Below are 16,329 nucleotides of genomic sequence, written 5' to 3' on the forward strand. Positions count from 1 at the left end.
CTCAGTCGCGCGGGGCTGGCGCGGGTGCCGGGGCCACGGCGGCGACGACCGGGCCGTCGTCCACCTCGCCCTTGGCCACCAGGGTGGTCAAGGCCAGATCGCCGGTGACGTTCAGCGCGGTACGGCACATGTCCAGGAAGTGGTTCACGCCCAGGATCAGGCCGATGCCCAGCGGGTTCACGCCGACCATGGCGCAGATCATCGCCACCACCGGCAGCGAGCCGGAGGGCACGCCGGCGGTGCCGATGCCGCCCAGGATGCAGACCGCCATGACCATGAACTGCTGGCCGATGCTCAGGTCCACGCCGAAGAACTGCGCCAGGAAGATGACCGTCACGCCCTCGAACAGCGCCGTGCCGTTCTGGTTGGCGGTGGCGCCCACGGTCAGCACGAAGCGCGAGACCTTCTGCGGCAGGCCCATCTGGTCGGCCACGCGCAGCGCGGTCGGCAGGGTGGCGTTGCTGGAGGCGGTGGAGAAGGCCATCACGGTGGCCTCCTGGGTGTCGCGGAAGAACGCCAGCGGCGAGCGCCCGGAGAGCCACACGGCCACGCCGTAGGTCACCACCATGTGCAGGCCCAGCGCCAGCACCACCACGCCCACGTAGGCGCCCAGGCGGATGATCAGCTCGAAGCCGAACAGGGCGGCCAGGTTGAACATGAAGCAGGCCACCGCGTACGGGGCCAGGCGGATGACCAGATTGATCAGGGTCATCGAGACTTCGAAGATGCCTTCGATGGCACGACGCAGCGGGGCCACCTTCTCTTCAGGCGAAAGCACCATGCCGATGCCGAACATCAGCGCGAAGAACATCAGCGACAGGATCGCGCTGTTGCTGGAGGCCGCCTCGACCACGTTGCCCGGCACGATCGACAGCAGCATGTCCATGCCCTTCGGCGTGCCATGGATACCGGCGACGATTTCCTTGCTGCGTTCGGCGTTCTCGGCCAGCATCTGCGCGGCCACGACCGGGTCCACGCCCACGCCGGGCTTGAGCACGTTGACCAGCACCAGGCCGATGCCCACGGCGATGCCGGACAGCACGATGGTGTACGCCAGCGTCTTCCAGCCGATGCGGCCAAGGGCGCGGATGTCGCCCATCTCCGACACGCCCATGATCAGCGCCGAGAAGATCAGCGGCACGATCAGCATGAAGATCAGATTGAGGAACAGGCCCGAGGCCGGGGTGGTGATGTAATCCATCACCCACTTGGCACCGGTATGCAGGCCGTCGATGCTGCCACCGAGGGCATGGACGGTCAGCCCGAGGACCAGGCCGATGATGAAGCCAATGCCCATTTTCCAGTGCAAAGGCAGTTTCTGCCGGGTCGTTGCGGCCTCAGTCATGGAGCGGCGTTCCTCGAAAAAATGAAATCAGCTTAGCAAAGCCGGCCGCCCTGACCGACACGCCTTTTTATGAATGCGCAGATGGGTACAACGGCGCAAGGCCATTGTTCTGGGCGGCCGCACGCACCCGCCAGTGTGGTCCGTCATGGAAGGCGCGCCGCAGGTCCTGCCGGGCCTGGCCGACATCGCCGCCCTGCCCGCCCCAGCGGACCTGCTGCATCTGGACCAACGCCTCGCGCTGCTGCGCGTCGTCGAGGTGCTCCAGCACCTGCTCCAGGGTCTGCACACCGCCCATGCCCGCCAGCACCGCGACGATCTCATCGAGCCCGCCCGCTTCCATGGCACGGCGCAGATCGGCGCGGGTGTACGCACTGCCTGCCGCGGCGGCGGGAACGCCGCCTTCGGCACCGCGCACGGCAACCGGGCGCCCGCGCCGGCGCCAGCCCCAGACCAGGGTCAGCAGCCACAGCGCGGCCAGGCCGGCCGACAGCCCGATCCAGCCCCACGGCCGTGACGCGCCCTGCGCCGGCGCCAGCTGCAGGTCGGTGGAAGATGCCGCCGGCTCGCCCGGCAGGGCCGAGGTGGTGTCTACCGGCAAGGTCGGCGCGGCACTGCCAGCGACCCCGGCGGCGATGTCCAGTTGCAGGTCCGGCAGGGTGGCGCTGCGCGGTTGACCGGCGGCCACGTCCCACCACGCCATCCGCAGGCCCGGGACCGTCAGCGGCCCAGCCTGGCGCGGCACGATCGCAAAGCGCCGGGTCAGCGTGAGCTGCGGGGTGTTGCCATTGAAGGTTTCATCGAACTGCGGCGGCTCGGCGAACACCTGCGCGCCCGGGCCGACGTCCGGCACCGGCAGCTCCGGGAACTGCGCCTTGGTCGCGCCCTCGGCCACGGCCTCTACCACGATGGTGGCCGCTTCACCGGCACGGCCGGTGGTCGGCGCGGCGGTGTAGCGCAGGCGCAGCCCATGCAGTGGCAGCCACGGTTGGGGTGCCGAGGCTGGCTGCGCCTGGACCTGCAGCGTGCGCTGGGCCGAGGCCGCGCGCAGCCGGCCATCACCGCCGAACATGTCATTGAAGAAGCCGCCCGCACTGCGCCCATTGAACTGCGCGGCCGGCAGCACCAGCGGGCCACTGCGCTCGGGGATCAGCAGAAAGCGCCGCTCCACCACGTTGTAGCGGCGGCCGTTGACCTCGCGTACCTGGCTGCGGTCATCGCCCACCCGCTGCAGCGATGCACCGGCCGGCGTATCGAGCACCAGTTCACCGCTGAGCAGTTGCGCGGCGTAGAACAGCCGCACCACCACGCCCACGCTCTGCTGCACATAGGGTGTGGCATCGTCGACCTCGGTTTCCAGGAACACGGCGGCATTGCTGCTGGCTGCCGCCGGGGCAGCGGCGCTGCTGGCAGCGACCTGCAGGGTCAGCGGCTGGGTCCGGCCGCTGCCCACCTGCAGGGCGGGAATCTGCAGCGTGCCACTGCGCCTGGGACTGAGCAGCACGGCATACAGCGCGCGCGATGTCGTCGCGCCGTTGCTCCACTGCACCTGGCGGCTGCTGGTCTGGCTGCTGAGATCGAAGTCGGTCCGCAGCGGGCCGTAGTCCGGCGCACCGCCGCCCGCATCGGATTCAATGTTGAGGGTGACGGTATCGCTGTCGGTGATCTGCTCGCGGTCGAGCCAGGCACGGGTCTGCGCGTGCACGGCCATGCTCGCGCACAGCAGCAGGGCAAGCCCGGCGCGCAACCCGCGCTGTATCGTGGAATGTGTCATCGCCCTTCCCGTTTCCTGCGTTCGTTTTCCAGCTGGAACTTGGCCCGCAGCAGGCTGCCCGGGTCATCGGGTACCCGCCGCATCCAGGCCTCGACGGCCTGCTGCTGCTCGCGCTGCTGCGGGGTGCCGCTGACCTGGCCCTGCGCCCTGTCGGTGCCGTCGTTCTTCCCTTGGCGCTGCATCGCCTGCTGCATGCGCTCGCGCTGGGCCGCGTCGGCCTCGGCCTGCGCCTGGCTGTCGGCCGCTTGCGGCGACTTCTCGCCCTGGGAGCGGCCATCCTTCGGATCACCGGACGAGGGCGGCGGAGACTGCCCCTGTTCGCCCTTGTCCTGCGGCGGCGAACCGTCACCGTCCTTGCCCTGTCCCTGCCCCTGGTTCTTGCCGGCGTCGGGCTTGTCGGGCGGCTTCTTTCCATCTTTCTGACCGTTGTTCCGGTCGTTGCTCTGCGGTGGCTTGCGCTTGCGTGCGGCATCGACCGCAGCGCGATTGGCGACCGCATCAGCCATGCCCGGGTGCGCTTTCAGCGCACGGTCGTAGGCATCGATGGCCGCGTCGTACTGGCCCTGTCGCGCCAACGCATTGCCCAGGTTGTACCAGCCTGTGTCCGTATCGATGCCCTCGAACTGCTGCTGCGCCGCCTTGAAGTCGCCCTTGCGGTACGCATCCACGCCGGTGGACAGGCGCTGCTGATCGAGCTGATCGGCGCGCTGCCACCATGTGCCCTCTGCTGCGTGCGCAGACGTCGGCATCGCCATCGGCAGCGCCGCCATCATTACCAGCACCACGAGCAGACCGCGGCGGCGGAACGCGAACAGTGCCAGCAGCATCAGCGGCGGCAGCAGCCAGAAGCCTTCATCGCGCCACGTGCGGCCCTGCCCTTCCCGGCTGTCATCGGCACTGACCCGCGGGGTCAACACGTCGAGCGCCGCAAGATCCTTGTCATCAGAGGCGATACGCGCATAGCGGCCGCCGCCACGGCTGGCGACACCCCGCAGCGTGCCCTCCTCCAGCCGCGCCGGCACGATCTGGCCCTCGCCGTTGCGGTAGGCCGCGCCCTGCGGCGTGCCCAGACCGAGCACGGAGACCACGAAGCCCTGCGCACGTGCCGAGGCCGCCGCCTGTTCGGCATCGGCGTCGGCGCGGTCGGTCAGCAGCAGGATGTCGCCGCTGCGCGCGCCGGATTGCTGCAGCAGCTTGACCGCCGTTTCCAGCGCCCGATCGGCACGCTGGCCATCGCGTGGCATCACATCCGGTGCCAGCGCATCCAGATACAACGCGACATTGGCCATGTCGTCGGTCAGTGGTGCCACGGTGTAGGCATCATCGGCGTATACCAGCAACGCAATTTCGCCGCCCTTTCGCTCGCGCAGCAAGGTGGCCAGCTTGGCACGCGCCTGCAGCAGCCGCGACGGCGGCAGATCGGTCGCGGTAACGCGCGAGGAGAGGTCCAGTGCCACCACCAGCGGCGACGGCGTCTGCCACAACGGCTGGGCGACCTGCCGCCACGACGGGCCGGCCAGCGCGACGATGGCGATCGCTGTGCCGAGCAGCAGCAGGATCACCCCACCCCAGGCGCGGCGGTCGCGGCCAACCAGCAGGTGACGCAGCAGATGGGCATCGACCGTCTGCCGCCACACAGTGCTGCGCCGCCGGCGCAGCCACCAGATCGCCACCAGCAGCGGCAGCGCCAGCAGCGCCCACAACGCATCGGGGCGCACGAAATGCAGGGCATTCCAGCTCACGTTCATTGCCAGCGCCTCGGCAGCAGCCAGGCCAGGCCGGCCAGCAGCAGTGCCAACGCCAGCGGCAAGGCATAGCGCTCGATCCGCGGCCGCACCGCAGGCCCGGCCGATTTCACCGGCTCCAGGCGTTCCAGTTCGGCATAGATGCCGGCCAGCTCATTGGTATTGCGCGCCCGGAACGAGCGGCCGCCGGTGAGTTCGGCAATCCTGTTCAAGGTGGCCTCGTCGACGGGATCCTCGCCCGGGGCGATCTGCACGCCAAACAGACTGATGCCGCCGTCACCGCCAAAGGCCACGGTATAGACGCGCACGCCTTCGGTCTGGGCCAGCTCGGCCGCACGCAGCGGCTCGAGCACGCCGGCGTTGCTCACACCGTCGGTAAGCAGGATCAGCACGCGTTGGCCTTCGGGTTGTTCGCGCAGGCGTTTGACCGCCAGCGCGATCGCATCGCCAATGGCGGTCTCACGCCCGGCCAGGCCGACCACGCTGTCGCGCAGCTGATCGCGCACACTGGTGAGGTCGGCAGTCAACGGGGTCAGCGTGTAGGCACGCTCACCGAAGATCAGCAGGCCAACGCGATCGCCCACTCGGCGGTCGAGGAAGTCGGCCAGCACGGCCTTGGCCGCCGTCAGCCGCTCGACCACCTGGTTGCCGAGCAACATGTCCGCTTCACTCATGCTGCCGGACACGTCCACCGCGAGCATCATCTGCCGGCCCTGCTGCGGTGGCGTCACCGCCTCACCCAGCTGCTGCGGTCGCGCGGCAGCCACGCACAGGCCGGCCCACGCCAGCCATAGCAGCGCGCGACCCAGTCGTGGCCCGGCACCGCCCGAAGCAGCCCCGAGCGACTGCAGCTGCTCGGCGGCATACGGCACCCGCAACGCGGCACCCGCACCGGGCCGCGAGGGCCACCAGCGCATCAGGATCGGTAACGGCAACGCCAGCAGCATCCACGGCCAGGCCAGGCTGTCCACCCAGCTCAACCACGCCGGCAATGTCATCGCGATCATCGGCGCCGCTCCGTCAGCAGCGACAGATAACGGCGGCGCGCGAGGACGCGCAACCGCTGCACCGCTTCGGCGTCGACACTCGGGCGATAGCCGCCCTCGAGCAGCAGCGCGCCGTCACCCTCGGAAAAGGCCCGGCTGTTCTTCTCGTCCAGGAACGCCAGCCATGCGTCGCCCTGCAGACGTTCCGCCCCGGGCTGGTACTGGCGTGCGGCGCGGCGCAGCAGCTCGGCGATGGCCGCCACTTCCAGCACCGGCGAACCGGCCTGGGCTACCTGGGCATCGAACAGATCCAGCCAGCGCTGGCGTGCACGTCGCCGGCGCCATTGCCACGCCCAGATCGCCGCCACCACCAGCATGATCGCGACAAACACCAGCCACCAGCCCGGCGCGGGCGGCCACCACGACGGTGACGGTGGCAGCTGCACATCGCGCAACGGCAGCGAGGCCGCGGCGCTCATGCCACCACCGCGGTCGGCAACGGGCTCAACCAGCTGTCGCTGGCATCATCGGTGGCCACCACATGCACCTGGATGCGACGCGCGGCAAGACGGTTCTGCAGCGCTTCCAGTGGTGCCACGAAGCGATCGCGCCAGTGCTCGCGCACCGCTGCGCTGCCCAGATCGAGCAGCACCCGCCGGCCCTGCGAAAGAAATGGCAATGCCTCGGCCGGCGGCGCCAGCTCCAGCGGATCGACCAGCAGCATCACCACCACTTCGTGGTGCATGGCCAGTGCGGCCCAGCGTGCACTGCTGATCGTCGCGGCGCGCGCCGGATCGGCCAGTACCACCACGCGTGCGCCAGGGCGCAGCAGCCGCGCCGCCTGCTCCAGCGCACGATCCAGGCCGGCATCGTCGGCGGGCGGTTCGGCATACCAGCGGGTCAAGGCATCGAGCACCCGCAGCACACCGCGGGTGCCGCCGGCCGGTGCGATCGGCGGCTCCCGGGTGCTGCCGCGCACGGCAGCAAGGCGATCGCCCTGGCGCTGCGCCAGCCACGCCGCGACCGCGCCGACGCGCGCGGCCTGCACGGATTTGAAGCGGACCCGGGTGCCGAAATACAGCACCGGGTCGGTATCGGCGACCAGCAGCGTCAAGCGCTCGCGCTCGGCCTGGAAGAGTTTGGTATGTGCGCGCCCGGTGCGCGCGGTGACGCGCCAGTCGATATGCCGCGCGTCATCGCCCGGCACGTACTCGCGCGATTCGGCGTATTCCATGCCGCGCCCGCGCGCGGGCGACGGCGCACTGCCGGCATGACCGAGCCGGCCGCGCCGGGCTGGCGGCGCACGATGCGCACTGCGCCGCAGCGCGACCAGTTCGGCCAGGCGCGGCTGCAGGCCATCGCCCTCACGCGGCGTGGCGGTAGGCACGGGCACGTCCATGGCGCTCAGGGCGCCGGCACGCGGGCCAGCAGCTCGGCCACCAGCCGCTCGCCATCCCAGCCCTCGGCCGTGGCTTCATAGCTGGGCAGCACACGGTGGCGCAGCACGTCCGGGGCCACGTTGCGCACATCTTCCGGGGTCACGAAGTCGCGGCCGGCCAGCCAGGCGCGCGCGCGTGCGCAGCGCTCCAGGGCGATCGAGCCACGCGGGCTGGCACCCCAGGCGATACGCCGGGCGAGTGCCGGGTCATAGCGGGCGGCATCGCGCGAGGCCAGCACGATTTCGATGAGATACCGCTCCAGCGCCGGCGCCATATGCAGCGACAGCACGGCCTTGCGTGCAGCAAAGACATCGCTCAACGGCATGCGGGCGGGCGCGGCGGCCGGGGTGGACAGCGCCTCCCGGGCCCGCTCACGCGCCAGGCGCAGGATCTCGGCCTCGGCGTCCGAATCCGGGTAGCCGATCCGGACGTGCATCAGGAAGCGGTCCAGCTGGGCTTCGGGCAGCGGGAAGGTACCTTCCTGCTCGATCGGGTTCTGCGTGGCCATCACCAGGAACAGCGACGGCAGCGGATAGGTATGGCGTCCCACGGTGACCTGGCGCTCGCCCATCGCTTCGAGCAGCGCCGACTGCACTTTGGCCGGGGCACGGTTGATTTCGTCGGCCAGCAGGATGGGGTGGAAGATCGGGCCGGGCACGAACTCGAAACGGCCTTCCTGCGGGCGCCAGATCTCGGTGCCGGTCAGATCGGCCGGCAGCAGATCGGGCGTGAACTGCACGCGGGAGAAATCCGCATCGAGCCGGGCGGCCAGCGCGCGGATCGCGGTGGTCTTGGCCAAGCCGGGCGCGCCTTCGACCAGCAGGTGGCCATCGGCCAGCAGCGCGGTCAGCAGGCGCTCCACGAGCGCGCTCTGGCCGACGATGTCGGCGGACAGGGCATCGCGCAGGGCGCGGAACGCGTCGTGCAGGCGGTCGTGCTCCACCGGAGCGGATGAGGAGGTATCGGGCATGGGGGGCGGCAGATTCATGGCATCCATGTGACCTCCACGGTGGGCAGAGGTTCCATCGCCATGATGGCAGGACAGCGCCGGTTACGACATCAAGATTGGCTGAACGCAGAAAGGGCCGCACGAGGCGGCCCTTTCGTCATTGCAGCATGGGCGTGTGTCAGTTGACGGCCGGGTTGGACTTGGCCACGCGCAGCACCTTCGGGGTCACGAACACCAGCAGTTCGGCCTTGTCCTTGTTGCGGCTGCGCTTCTTGAACAGATTGCCCAGGAACGGCACGTCGCCCAGGAACGGCACCTTGTTGATGCTGGTGCGGTCGGTGAACTCGTACACGCCACCGATGACCACCGTCTGGCCGTCGTCCACCAGCACTGCGGTGTTTACTTCGCGACGGTTGATGGTGGGCACCTGGCCATAACCTTCCAGCAGGATGTAGCTTTCCACTTCATCCTTCTTGACCGCCATGTTGAGGAACACACGGTTGTCGTTGGTGATGGTCGGGGTGACCTTCAGCTCCAGTACCACTTCCTTGAACTGGACGTTGGGCTGAGCCGCCGCACCGGCCGCGCCGCCACCGCTGATGGTGACGTAGCCGATTTCCTTACCCTGCTTGATCACCGCTTCGCGCTGGTTGGTGGTGACCACACGCGGGTTGGAGATCACTTCGCCGCGCGATTCGGCCTGCATGGCCGAGAGTTCGACATCCAGCAGGTAGCCGGCATTGAGGATCGACAGCGCAAGCGAGCCGGGATTGTTGATCGCGGCCACCGGCAGGTTCCAGTTCAGCCCTTCGGCGAACTTGGTCGGCCCACGGACCGGAATGGCGCCGGTGCGACCACCGGCCACCCACTCGTTGATCGCCTTCTGGTACTCGGCGTCCTTGGTCCCGCGATCGGTGATGTTGGAATGGTTCTGATCGGTGTTGGCACCGAAGAACACGTCCTGGCGGCTGCCGCTGATGCCGAACTTGGCGCCGAGCTCGCGCGCGAAGGTATCGGTGGCGATCACGATCCGGCTTTCGATCAGCACCTGGTCGACCGGGCGGTCGATCACGTTGATCAGCTCACGCATCCGCGCGATCTTCTTCGGGATATCGCTGATCATCAAGGTGTTGGTGCGCTCGTCGGCCACGATACGGCCGCGCGAGGACAGGAACCCGCTGTCTTCCTGCGAGCTGCCACCACTGCCACCGCTGCTGCCGCCGATACCCTTGGCTTCGGTCAGCGCTTTGAAGATCGCCCCGGCGTTGTGGTAGTTGATCTGCACGTAATCGGTAACCAGATCCTCGCGGTTCTCGATCGCGATGCGCGCGTCTTCCTTGTCCTGCTCGAACTTGGCCAGTTCCGGCTGCGGCGCGACCCAGATCACGCCACCATCGCGGCGCTTGTCCAAGCCCTTGGCCCGCAGCACGATGTCCAGCGCCTGGTCCCACGGCACGTTGATCAGGCGCAGCGTGACATTGCCCTGCACGCTGTCGGAAGCGACCACGTTGAGGTTGGATTCCTCGGCGACCAGCTGCAGCACGGTGCGTACCGGCACGTCCTGGAAGTTGAAGGTCACCGGCTTGCCACTGTAGCCGCGCTGGCCAAGTGCCGCTGCGGCCTGGGTGACGGTGGTGGCATTGATCGCACCGGTGGCCGGGGCCGCCTGGCGCGGGCTGATCTCGACCACGTACTCGTTGCCGCTCTGGTAGGCCAGCGACTCGAACGCGGTGTTGGTGTTGAGCACCAGCTGCGTACCGCCGCCGTACGGCTTGGCATCGATGCGCTGCACCGGGGTGGCGAAATCGGTCACGTTGATCGGCTTCTGCAGGCTCTCCGGCAGACGCGCATTGCCCACGTCGATGACGACACTGTTGCCCTGGCTGCGCAGGTCCGGACTGGCGCCCTGGCCATCGAACTGCAGGATCAGCCGGCCAGCGCCATCATCACCGCGCTTGAAATCGATCTTGGACACCGACAGCGAGGCCGGCGCACTTGCCGGCGCGGTGGTCGCCGCCGGTTTGGGCACTGCGCCGCTGGGCGTCGCCGCCATCAGCGTGCCGTTGGCCACCATGAGCGCGACTCCCAGCGCGCACAGGTGGAGCAACTTCTGGCGCCGGACGGAACGCAGCCGCATGGCGTTGGAAAAGGTCATCGTGCTATCCCCATAATCATTCATTGATCTTCAAGCGCGAGCGTTGCCGGCCGTTCCAGCCAGCCACCCGCGCCATCCGGCACCAGTTCAATCAGCTCAATCCGGTCCTCGAAGACCCCGGTCACCCGCCCGTCGCTCTGCCCCAGATAAACGCCCGGACGCACCCGATAGGTGACTTTGTCCGGCGCCATCACCAGCACGACGAGCCCGCCCCCACGGCCGATCGACCCCACCATGTCCAGGCTGTCCAGCGGGAAATCTTCCAGCGGCTCCTTGCGGCGGTTCGGATCCGGACGCAGCCCCGATCCCCCTTGCGGATTGGCCCAGGCGTCGGTGAACGGGTCGCGCATCCCCTGCGCGGAATATTCAAACGTCTCGAACTGCTGCATCACCGGCAGCGGCTCAAGCGGCGGTGCCGGACGTGCACGCACATCGGCCACCCACTTTTCCAGGTTCGGCGCATCGCCGGGGGTACTGGTCACGCCGCGTGCGCAGCCGGCCAGCAGTACCACCCCCAACAGGCCGCACACCCGTGCGGTCGAGGTCAGGCGGCTCATTTCTTGCCTCCCTTGGCGGCCTTTTCCTTCTCGGCAGCAGCCTTTTCCTGCGCTTCCATCTCCACGTCATCCAGGTAACGGTAGGTCTTGACCGTTCCGGACAACTCCAGCGCACCGCTGCGGGCGGTGATGCCGGTCTTGGGATCCTTCGGCTTCAGGTTGATGTCGTGCATGGTCAGGATGACCACGCGCGGCAGCGAGGCCACACCGCTGACGAATGCACCGAACTGGTGGTAGCTGCCCACCATGCGCAGGGCGATCGGCTTCTCGGCGTAGAACTCCTTGGGCTGCTCGGCACCGGGCTGGAACAACTCGTTGGACAGGCCGCTGGACAGTGCCGTCTGCGAGATGTCGATGATCAGGTCCGGCATTTCGGTCTTGCTGGGCAGCTGGCGCAGCATCTGCTGCAGCACCTGCTCCATCTGGGTCAGCTGCTGCTTGAGCGGCTCCAGGTTGACCGCACGGCCCTGTTCTTTCTCGAACTCGCTGCGCAGCTGGCTCTCGCGGCTTTCCAGCGAGGCCAGCTCATCTCGTTTGCCACTGATCAGCAGGAACCACGACATGATCATGATGAACAGCGCCAGCAGCACGCAGAACACCACCTTGGCCTTCTGCGGCCAGTTGCCGATGTTGTTGAAGTCCAGCTCTTTGAGATTGATCTTCTGGCTCATGCGGCGGCCCCCTTCTGGGCCGGGGCCGGCGCCGCCGGTTGTGCAGGTTGCGTGGACGGCGTGGATGGCACGATCCGGCTGCCGGCCGGCTTGGCCGGATCGGCGGCATCGGGCGACGCCGGTGCGTCCGTTGCCGGCGCCGGTGACAACGGCGCCACCGGCGGAACCGGCGTGGCGCCCGGCGGCGCGGGATCGGCGGTCGGCTCGATCACGCTGCCATCGGCGGCCAGCTCGGTAACGCTGCTCTGGGCCGGCAGATTGACCTTGACCACGAACATGTACGGCAGCGACTTGATGTCCGCCACCGGGCCGCTGGTGGCGCCCGCCTTGTCACGTTCCGGCGCCTTGGCTTCAATGATCGACAGCTCCGGATTGGTCATCCAGCCTGAGCTTTCCAGGTTGCGCATGTAGGCGCTGACCCGTGCGTTGGACTGCGTGCGCCCTTCCAGAGTCAGCACGTCGCCCTCCTGCTTGAGCGTGGTCAGCACCACCCCGTCGGGGATGGTCCGGACCAGCGCATCGAACAGGTGCACCATCTGCGAACGCTTGGCCTGCAGTTCCTCGATCACGGCCTTGCGGGCCAGCAGTCGATCCTTCTGGCGGTCCAGGCGCTCGATCTCCTTGTTCTGCTCCTTGACCTTGTCGATCTCGGCCTGCAGATAGGTATTGCGATCGGCCTGCCCGCTGACCTGACGGTCGTAGTAGAACCAGATCAGCAGCGACAGCAGCAGGCCACCGATGGCGGCCCCACCGAGCATGGCGTAGAAGTCGCGCTGGCGTTGCTTGCGCCGCTCGGCGCGCCAAGGCAATAGATTGATGCGCGCCATCAGTCAAAGCTCCTCAGCGCCAGACCGGTCGCGATCATCAGCGCCGGGGCATCCTGGGCCAGCGCGTGCGCTTGCACCTTCGGACCCAGCGTCATCTGCGCCAGCGGGTTGGCCACCACGGTGGCCACGCCCAGCTGCTCTTCCACCATGTCCGGCAAACCGGTCAGGGCCGCGCAACCGCCGGCGAGCACGATGTGATCGACCCGGTTGAACTCGCTGCCCGCATAGAAGAACTGCAGCAGACGGCTGATCTGCTGGACGGTGGCTTCCTTGAAGGGCTCCAGGACTTCCATCTCGTAGCTTTCCGGCAACCCACCCTGGCGCTTGGCCAGGCCGGCCTCTTCGTAGGTCAGCCCGTAGCGGCGCATCACTTCGTCGGTCAGCTGCTTGCCGCCGAACACCTGTTCGCGGCTGTAGAGGCTGCGCCCGCCGCGCAGGACGTTCAGGGTGGTCATGGTGGCGCCGATGTCCACCAGCGCGACCACGCCATCACTGGCCACCGGCAGTTCGCTGGCGACCAGGGCAAAGGCGTTCTCGACCGCGAAGGCCTCCACGTCCATGACCCGCGCGACCAGCCCGCCCAGTTCCAGTGCCGACTGGCGCAGCTCGACGTTCTCCGAACGCGAGGCCGCCAGCAGCACCTGGACCATTTCCGGGTTGTTCGGAATCGCACCCAGCACTTCGAAATCGAGGTTCACTTCCTCGATCGGGTACGGGATGTAGTTGACCGCCTCGAGCTCGACCTGGGCTTCCATCTCGTTCTCGTCCAGATCGGCCGGCATCGGGATCAGCTTGGTGATCACGGCCGAGCCGGCCACGGCCGCGGCAGCATGCCGTGCCTTGGTCCCGGAGCGGTTCACGGCACGTCGAATGGCCTCCCCGACCGCTTCGACCTCCACGATGTTCTTTTCCACCACCGCATTCGGCGGAAGTGGTTCCACAGCGTAATGTTCCACGCGGAAACGATTGCCGCTGCGGGATAGCTGCAACAGCTTTACTGCAGTCGAGCTGATATCGACGCCGATAAGAGGCGACTGGCTTTTTGGGATAAGCCCCACGGTTTCTCCCCTGCCGATGGGCACTTGGACGCAGAACCTGCGACCGCGCATTAATAACGTTTTTTTTGCAAATCGCAACCGTCAAGCTGTAAAGCGGGCATCACTGCTCGTTTCACGCGTCCCCAGACGGCGATCGACTGCTCTCCCCGGGAACACCCCCAGCCGTTCCCTTGCGTAATCTATACTCTGCGACCACGAAATTCGCAATCGGAATCTGTCACTGATGACACGTCTTCGCCGTTGGCTGCGCTGGATGCTGGTCGCGTTCCTGGTCCTGGCATTGATCGGCGCCGCGGTGGCCGGCGGCCTCTACTACGCCATTTCCTCCAAGCTCCCCGACGTGCAGACCCTGCGCGACGTGGAGATGCAGGAGCCCATGTATGTCTATGCCAGCGATGGCAAGCTCATGGCGGTGTTCGGCGAGACCCGGCGCACTCCCATCACCATGAAGGACGTCCCGGAGCGCCTCAAGCAGGCCTTCCTGGCCACCGAGGATGCCCGCTTCTACGAACACGGCGGGGTGGACTACAAGGGCATCGGCCGCGCGGTCTGGCTGCTGGCCACCACCAACGACAAGCGCGTGCCCGGTGGCTCGACCATCACCCAGCAGGTCGCCCGTCAGTTCTTCCTGAGCTCGGAGTACAGCTACACCCGCAAGCTGGCCGAGATCCTGCTGGCCCGCAAGATCGAAAGCGAGCTGAGCAAGGACGAGATCTTCGAGCTGTACCTGAACAAGAGTTTCTTCGGCAACCGCGCCTACGGCGTGGCCGCCGCGGCCGAGTTCTATTACGGCAAGAAGCTGGGCGAGCTGGATCTGGACGAGATGGCCTCGCTGGCCGGCATCCCCAAGTTCCCCTCCTCCGGCAACCCGATCAGCAACCCCGAGCGCGCCCGTGAGCGCCGCGACTTCTATGTGCTGCAGCGCATGGCCAGCCTGGGCTTCATCTCCCAGGCCGAGGCCGACGCGGCCAAGGCCGTGCCGATGCACGCCACCGCGCATGAGCCGCCGGTACAGGTCGAAGCACCCTACGTGGCCGAGCTGGTCCGTCAGGAAATGATTGCCCGCTTCGGCGGCGACGTGGTCAACAAGGGTTACCACGTGACCACCACGATCAATGCCGAGCTGCAGACCGCGGCCAACCTGTCGGTGCGCGATGGCCTGCTGGCCTACGACCACCGCCACGGCTGGCACGGGGTGGAGCAGCACGTGGAGGTCCCGGCCGATGCCGATGCCGCCGCGCTGGCCACCAAGCTGGCCGGCATCCCGGCGCAGACCGGCCTGCTGCCGGCGATCGTGGCGGCCACCGCCGCCGATGGCAGCGCCACCGTGGTGCTGGGCAACCGCAGCGAAGTGGTGCTGCCCGCCAGCGCCGCCCGCTGGACCAACAAGACCCCGGCCAAGCTGGTCACCCGCGGCGACATCGTGCGGGTGCGGGCCGGTGAGAAGGAAGGCGAGTGGCTGCTCGACCAGATCCCGCGCGGCCAGGCCGCCCTGGTCTCGCTGGACGCCGAAAACGGGGCCCTGAAGGCGCTGGTCGGCGGCTTCAGCTTCTCCGGCAACAAGTTCAACCGTGCCACCCAGGCGCGCCGTCAGCCGGGTTCGAGCTTCAAGCCCTTCATCTACGCGGCCGCCTTCGACAAGGGCTTCAATCCGGCCTCGATCGTGCTCGATGCCCCGGTCGTGTTCCGCGACCGCCGCGGCAAGACCTGGTCGCCGCAGAACGATGGCGGTGGCTTCCGTGGCCCGATGCGCCTGCGTGAAGCACTGGTGCAGTCGCGCAACCTGGTCTCGGTGCGCCTGCTCGATGGCATGGGCGTGGATTACGCGCGCAAGTACATCAGCGAGTTCGGCTTCGCCGAGGCCGAGCTGCCGCCGAACCTGTCGATGTCGCTGGGCACCGCCTCGCTGACCCCGCTCTCGGTGGCGCGCGGCTATGCGGTGTTCGCCAACGGCGGCTCGCGCGTGGACACCTGGCTGATCGACCGGGTGACCGACCGTGACGGCGTGGAAGTGTTCAAGGAGAACCCGGCCATCGCCTGCCGCGACTGCGCCGGCAGCAGCGGCGTGCCGGTCAGCCAGGTGGTGGACGGCTTCAACTTCGGCTCCGCGCCCGCGGCCAACGCCGCACCGGCCAAGCCGCAGCAGGCGGCCGCCGTCGAAGCGCCGGTACCGGTCAACCCGGATGCCAAGGTCGCCCCGCGTGCGATCGATGCCCGCACCGCGTACCAGCTCAACTCGATGATGCGCGACGTGGTCCAGCGCGGCACCGGCACCGCGGCCAAGGTGCTCGGCCGCGAAGACGTGGGCGGCAAGACCGGCTCGACCAACGATCACCGCGACGCCTGGTTCTCCGGTTTCGGTGGCCCCTACGCGACCACCGTGTGGGTCGGCCGCGACGACTTCCGCTCGCTCGGCTACCGCGAGTACGGCGGCCGCGCCGCGCTGCCGATCTGGATCGAGTACATGCGCGTCGCGCTGAAGGACACCCCGATCGCGCAGAACGAGCCGCCCTCGGGCATGGTCCAGGCCACGCTCAACGGCGCGACCGAGTGGGTCAAGGTGGAGGACATGGAGAAGCTGGAGGAGTACGACTTCAACAGCCACACCCCGCAGGCCGACGACGCGGCGTTCGATATCTTCTGACCGCATGCGCCGGGTACGCCCGGCGCCGCGATGGAGCACAGGCCGGGCACTGCCCGGCCTTTTTTTGGTTCTTGACCCGTCCTGAATTGAGTTGACACCTTTTCCCACAGGAAGAGGAATGTTCAATGGATTCAACACCCAGGCGCAGCCAGCGGGATTACTCGCTGGCCTTCAAATTGTCG

General features: G+C 67.9%; 13 protein-coding genes. 1 reads left to right on the forward strand and 12 read right to left on the reverse strand.

Annotation, left to right across the window (positions count from 1 at the left end; genetic code table 11):
• Position 1: 1 nt before the first annotated feature.
• From ABE463_RS17115 to ABE463_RS17170, 12 genes are all read right to left on the reverse strand, one after another.
• Positions 2-1,345 carry a dicarboxylate/amino acid:cation symporter gene (locus ABE463_RS17115; protein ID WP_152152534.1) on the reverse strand — a complete coding sequence of 448 codons (1,344 nt, stop codon included), beginning with the start codon at positions 1,343-1,345 and terminating at the stop codon, positions 2-4.
• A gap of 67 nt (positions 1,346-1,412) precedes the next feature.
• On the reverse strand, positions 1,413-3,116 hold the full coding sequence (locus ABE463_RS17120; protein WP_346468976.1) for a BatD family protein: 1,704 nt from the start codon (positions 3,114-3,116) through the stop codon (positions 1,413-1,415).
• Positions 3,113-4,864, reverse strand: coding sequence for a VWA domain-containing protein (locus ABE463_RS17125; protein WP_346468977.1), 1,752 nt, complete (start codon positions 4,862-4,864; stop codon positions 3,113-3,115). Before ABE463_RS17125 ends, ABE463_RS17120 begins: the two co-directional genes overlap by 4 nt.
• On the reverse strand, positions 4,861-5,859 hold the full coding sequence (locus ABE463_RS17130) for a VWA domain-containing protein (protein ID WP_346468982.1): 999 nt from the start codon (positions 5,857-5,859) through the stop codon (positions 4,861-4,863). The genes ABE463_RS17125 and ABE463_RS17130 overlap by 4 nt, the downstream gene beginning before the upstream one ends.
• A gap of 5 nt (positions 5,860-5,864) precedes the next feature.
• The gene (locus tag ABE463_RS17135) at positions 5,865-6,326 is read right to left on the reverse strand and encodes a DUF4381 domain-containing protein (RefSeq protein WP_346468978.1); all 462 of its coding nucleotides are present in this window, start codon (positions 6,324-6,326) and stop codon (positions 5,865-5,867) included.
• Positions 6,323-7,246, reverse strand: a complete 924-nt coding sequence (locus tag ABE463_RS17140; protein WP_346468979.1) for a DUF58 domain-containing protein — start codon at positions 7,244-7,246, stop codon at positions 6,323-6,325. Before ABE463_RS17140 ends, ABE463_RS17135 begins: the two co-directional genes overlap by 4 nt.
• Before the next feature lie 5 nt (positions 7,247-7,251).
• The gene (locus ABE463_RS17145; RefSeq protein WP_259259285.1) at positions 7,252-8,274 is read right to left on the reverse strand and encodes a MoxR family ATPase; all 1,023 of its coding nucleotides are present in this window, start codon (positions 8,272-8,274) and stop codon (positions 7,252-7,254) included.
• Positions 8,275-8,413: 139 nt separating this feature from the next.
• On the reverse strand, positions 8,414-10,390 hold the full coding sequence (locus ABE463_RS17150) for a type IV pilus secretin PilQ family protein (protein WP_259259284.1): 1,977 nt from the start codon (positions 10,388-10,390) through the stop codon (positions 8,414-8,416).
• A gap of 20 nt (positions 10,391-10,410) precedes the next feature.
• Positions 10,411-10,947 (reverse strand): pilus assembly protein PilP, encoded by a 537-nt coding sequence (locus ABE463_RS17155; protein WP_259259282.1) that lies wholly within the window; start codon positions 10,945-10,947, stop codon positions 10,411-10,413.
• Complete coding sequence (locus ABE463_RS17160; protein ID WP_259259280.1) at positions 10,944-11,618, reverse strand: type 4a pilus biogenesis protein PilO; 675 nt, start codon at positions 11,616-11,618, stop codon at positions 10,944-10,946. Before ABE463_RS17160 ends, ABE463_RS17155 begins: the two co-directional genes overlap by 4 nt.
• Positions 11,615-12,445 (reverse strand): PilN domain-containing protein, encoded by an 831-nt coding sequence (locus ABE463_RS17165; RefSeq protein WP_259259278.1) that lies wholly within the window; start codon positions 12,443-12,445, stop codon positions 11,615-11,617. The genes ABE463_RS17160 and ABE463_RS17165 overlap by 4 nt, the downstream gene beginning before the upstream one ends.
• Complete coding sequence (locus ABE463_RS17170) at positions 12,445-13,503, reverse strand: pilus assembly protein PilM (protein WP_123730869.1); 1,059 nt, start codon at positions 13,501-13,503, stop codon at positions 12,445-12,447. The genes ABE463_RS17165 and ABE463_RS17170 overlap by 1 nt, the downstream gene beginning before the upstream one ends.
• Before the next feature lie 223 nt (positions 13,504-13,726).
• Between ABE463_RS17170 and ABE463_RS17175 the strand changes: the two genes are divergently transcribed.
• Entirely contained in the window at positions 13,727-16,147 is a 2,421-nt protein-coding gene (locus ABE463_RS17175) for a penicillin-binding protein 1A (RefSeq protein WP_346468980.1), read from the forward strand.
• Positions 16,148-16,329 lie beyond the last annotated feature (182 nt).

The sequence above is a fragment of the Stenotrophomonas sp. TWI819 genome (assembly GCF_039673075.1).
GTDB lineage: Bacteria > Pseudomonadota > Gammaproteobacteria > Xanthomonadales > Xanthomonadaceae > Stenotrophomonas > Stenotrophomonas rhizophila_B.

Bases quoted from the DNA above. Each gene is read 5' to 3' on its own strand.
- ABE463_RS17130 (WP_346468982.1), bottom strand. From the start codon at position 5,859: ATGACATTGCCGGCGTGGTTGAGCTGGGTGGACAGCCTGGCCTGGCCG.
- ABE463_RS17145 (WP_259259285.1), bottom strand. From the start codon at position 8,274: ATGAATCTGCCGCCCCCCATGCCCGATACCTCCTCATCCGCTCCGGTG.
- ABE463_RS17115 (WP_152152534.1), bottom strand. From the start codon at position 1,345: ATGACTGAGGCCGCAACGACCCGGCAGAAACTGCCTTTGCACTGGAAA.
- ABE463_RS17160 (WP_259259280.1), bottom strand. From the start codon at position 11,618: ATGAGCCAGAAGATCAATCTCAAAGAGCTGGACTTCAACAACATCGGC.
- ABE463_RS17125 (WP_346468977.1), bottom strand. From the start codon at position 4,864: ATGAACGTGAGCTGGAATGCCCTGCATTTCGTGCGCCCCGATGCGTTG.
- ABE463_RS17155 (WP_259259282.1), bottom strand. From the start codon at position 10,947: ATGAGCCGCCTGACCTCGACCGCACGGGTGTGCGGCCTGTTGGGGGTG.
- ABE463_RS17175 (WP_346468980.1), top strand. From the start codon at position 13,727: ATGACACGTCTTCGCCGTTGGCTGCGCTGGATGCTGGTCGCGTTCCTG.
- ABE463_RS17120 (WP_346468976.1), bottom strand. From the start codon at position 3,116: ATGACACATTCCACGATACAGCGCGGGTTGCGCGCCGGGCTTGCCCTG.
- ABE463_RS17135 (WP_346468978.1), bottom strand. From the start codon at position 6,326: ATGAGCGCCGCGGCCTCGCTGCCGTTGCGCGATGTGCAGCTGCCACCG.
- ABE463_RS17150 (WP_259259284.1), bottom strand. From the start codon at position 10,390: ATGACCTTTTCCAACGCCATGCGGCTGCGTTCCGTCCGGCGCCAGAAG.
- ABE463_RS17140 (WP_346468979.1), bottom strand. From the start codon at position 7,246: ATGGACGTGCCCGTGCCTACCGCCACGCCGCGTGAGGGCGATGGCCTG.
- ABE463_RS17165 (WP_259259278.1), bottom strand. From the start codon at position 12,445: ATGGCGCGCATCAATCTATTGCCTTGGCGCGCCGAGCGGCGCAAGCAA.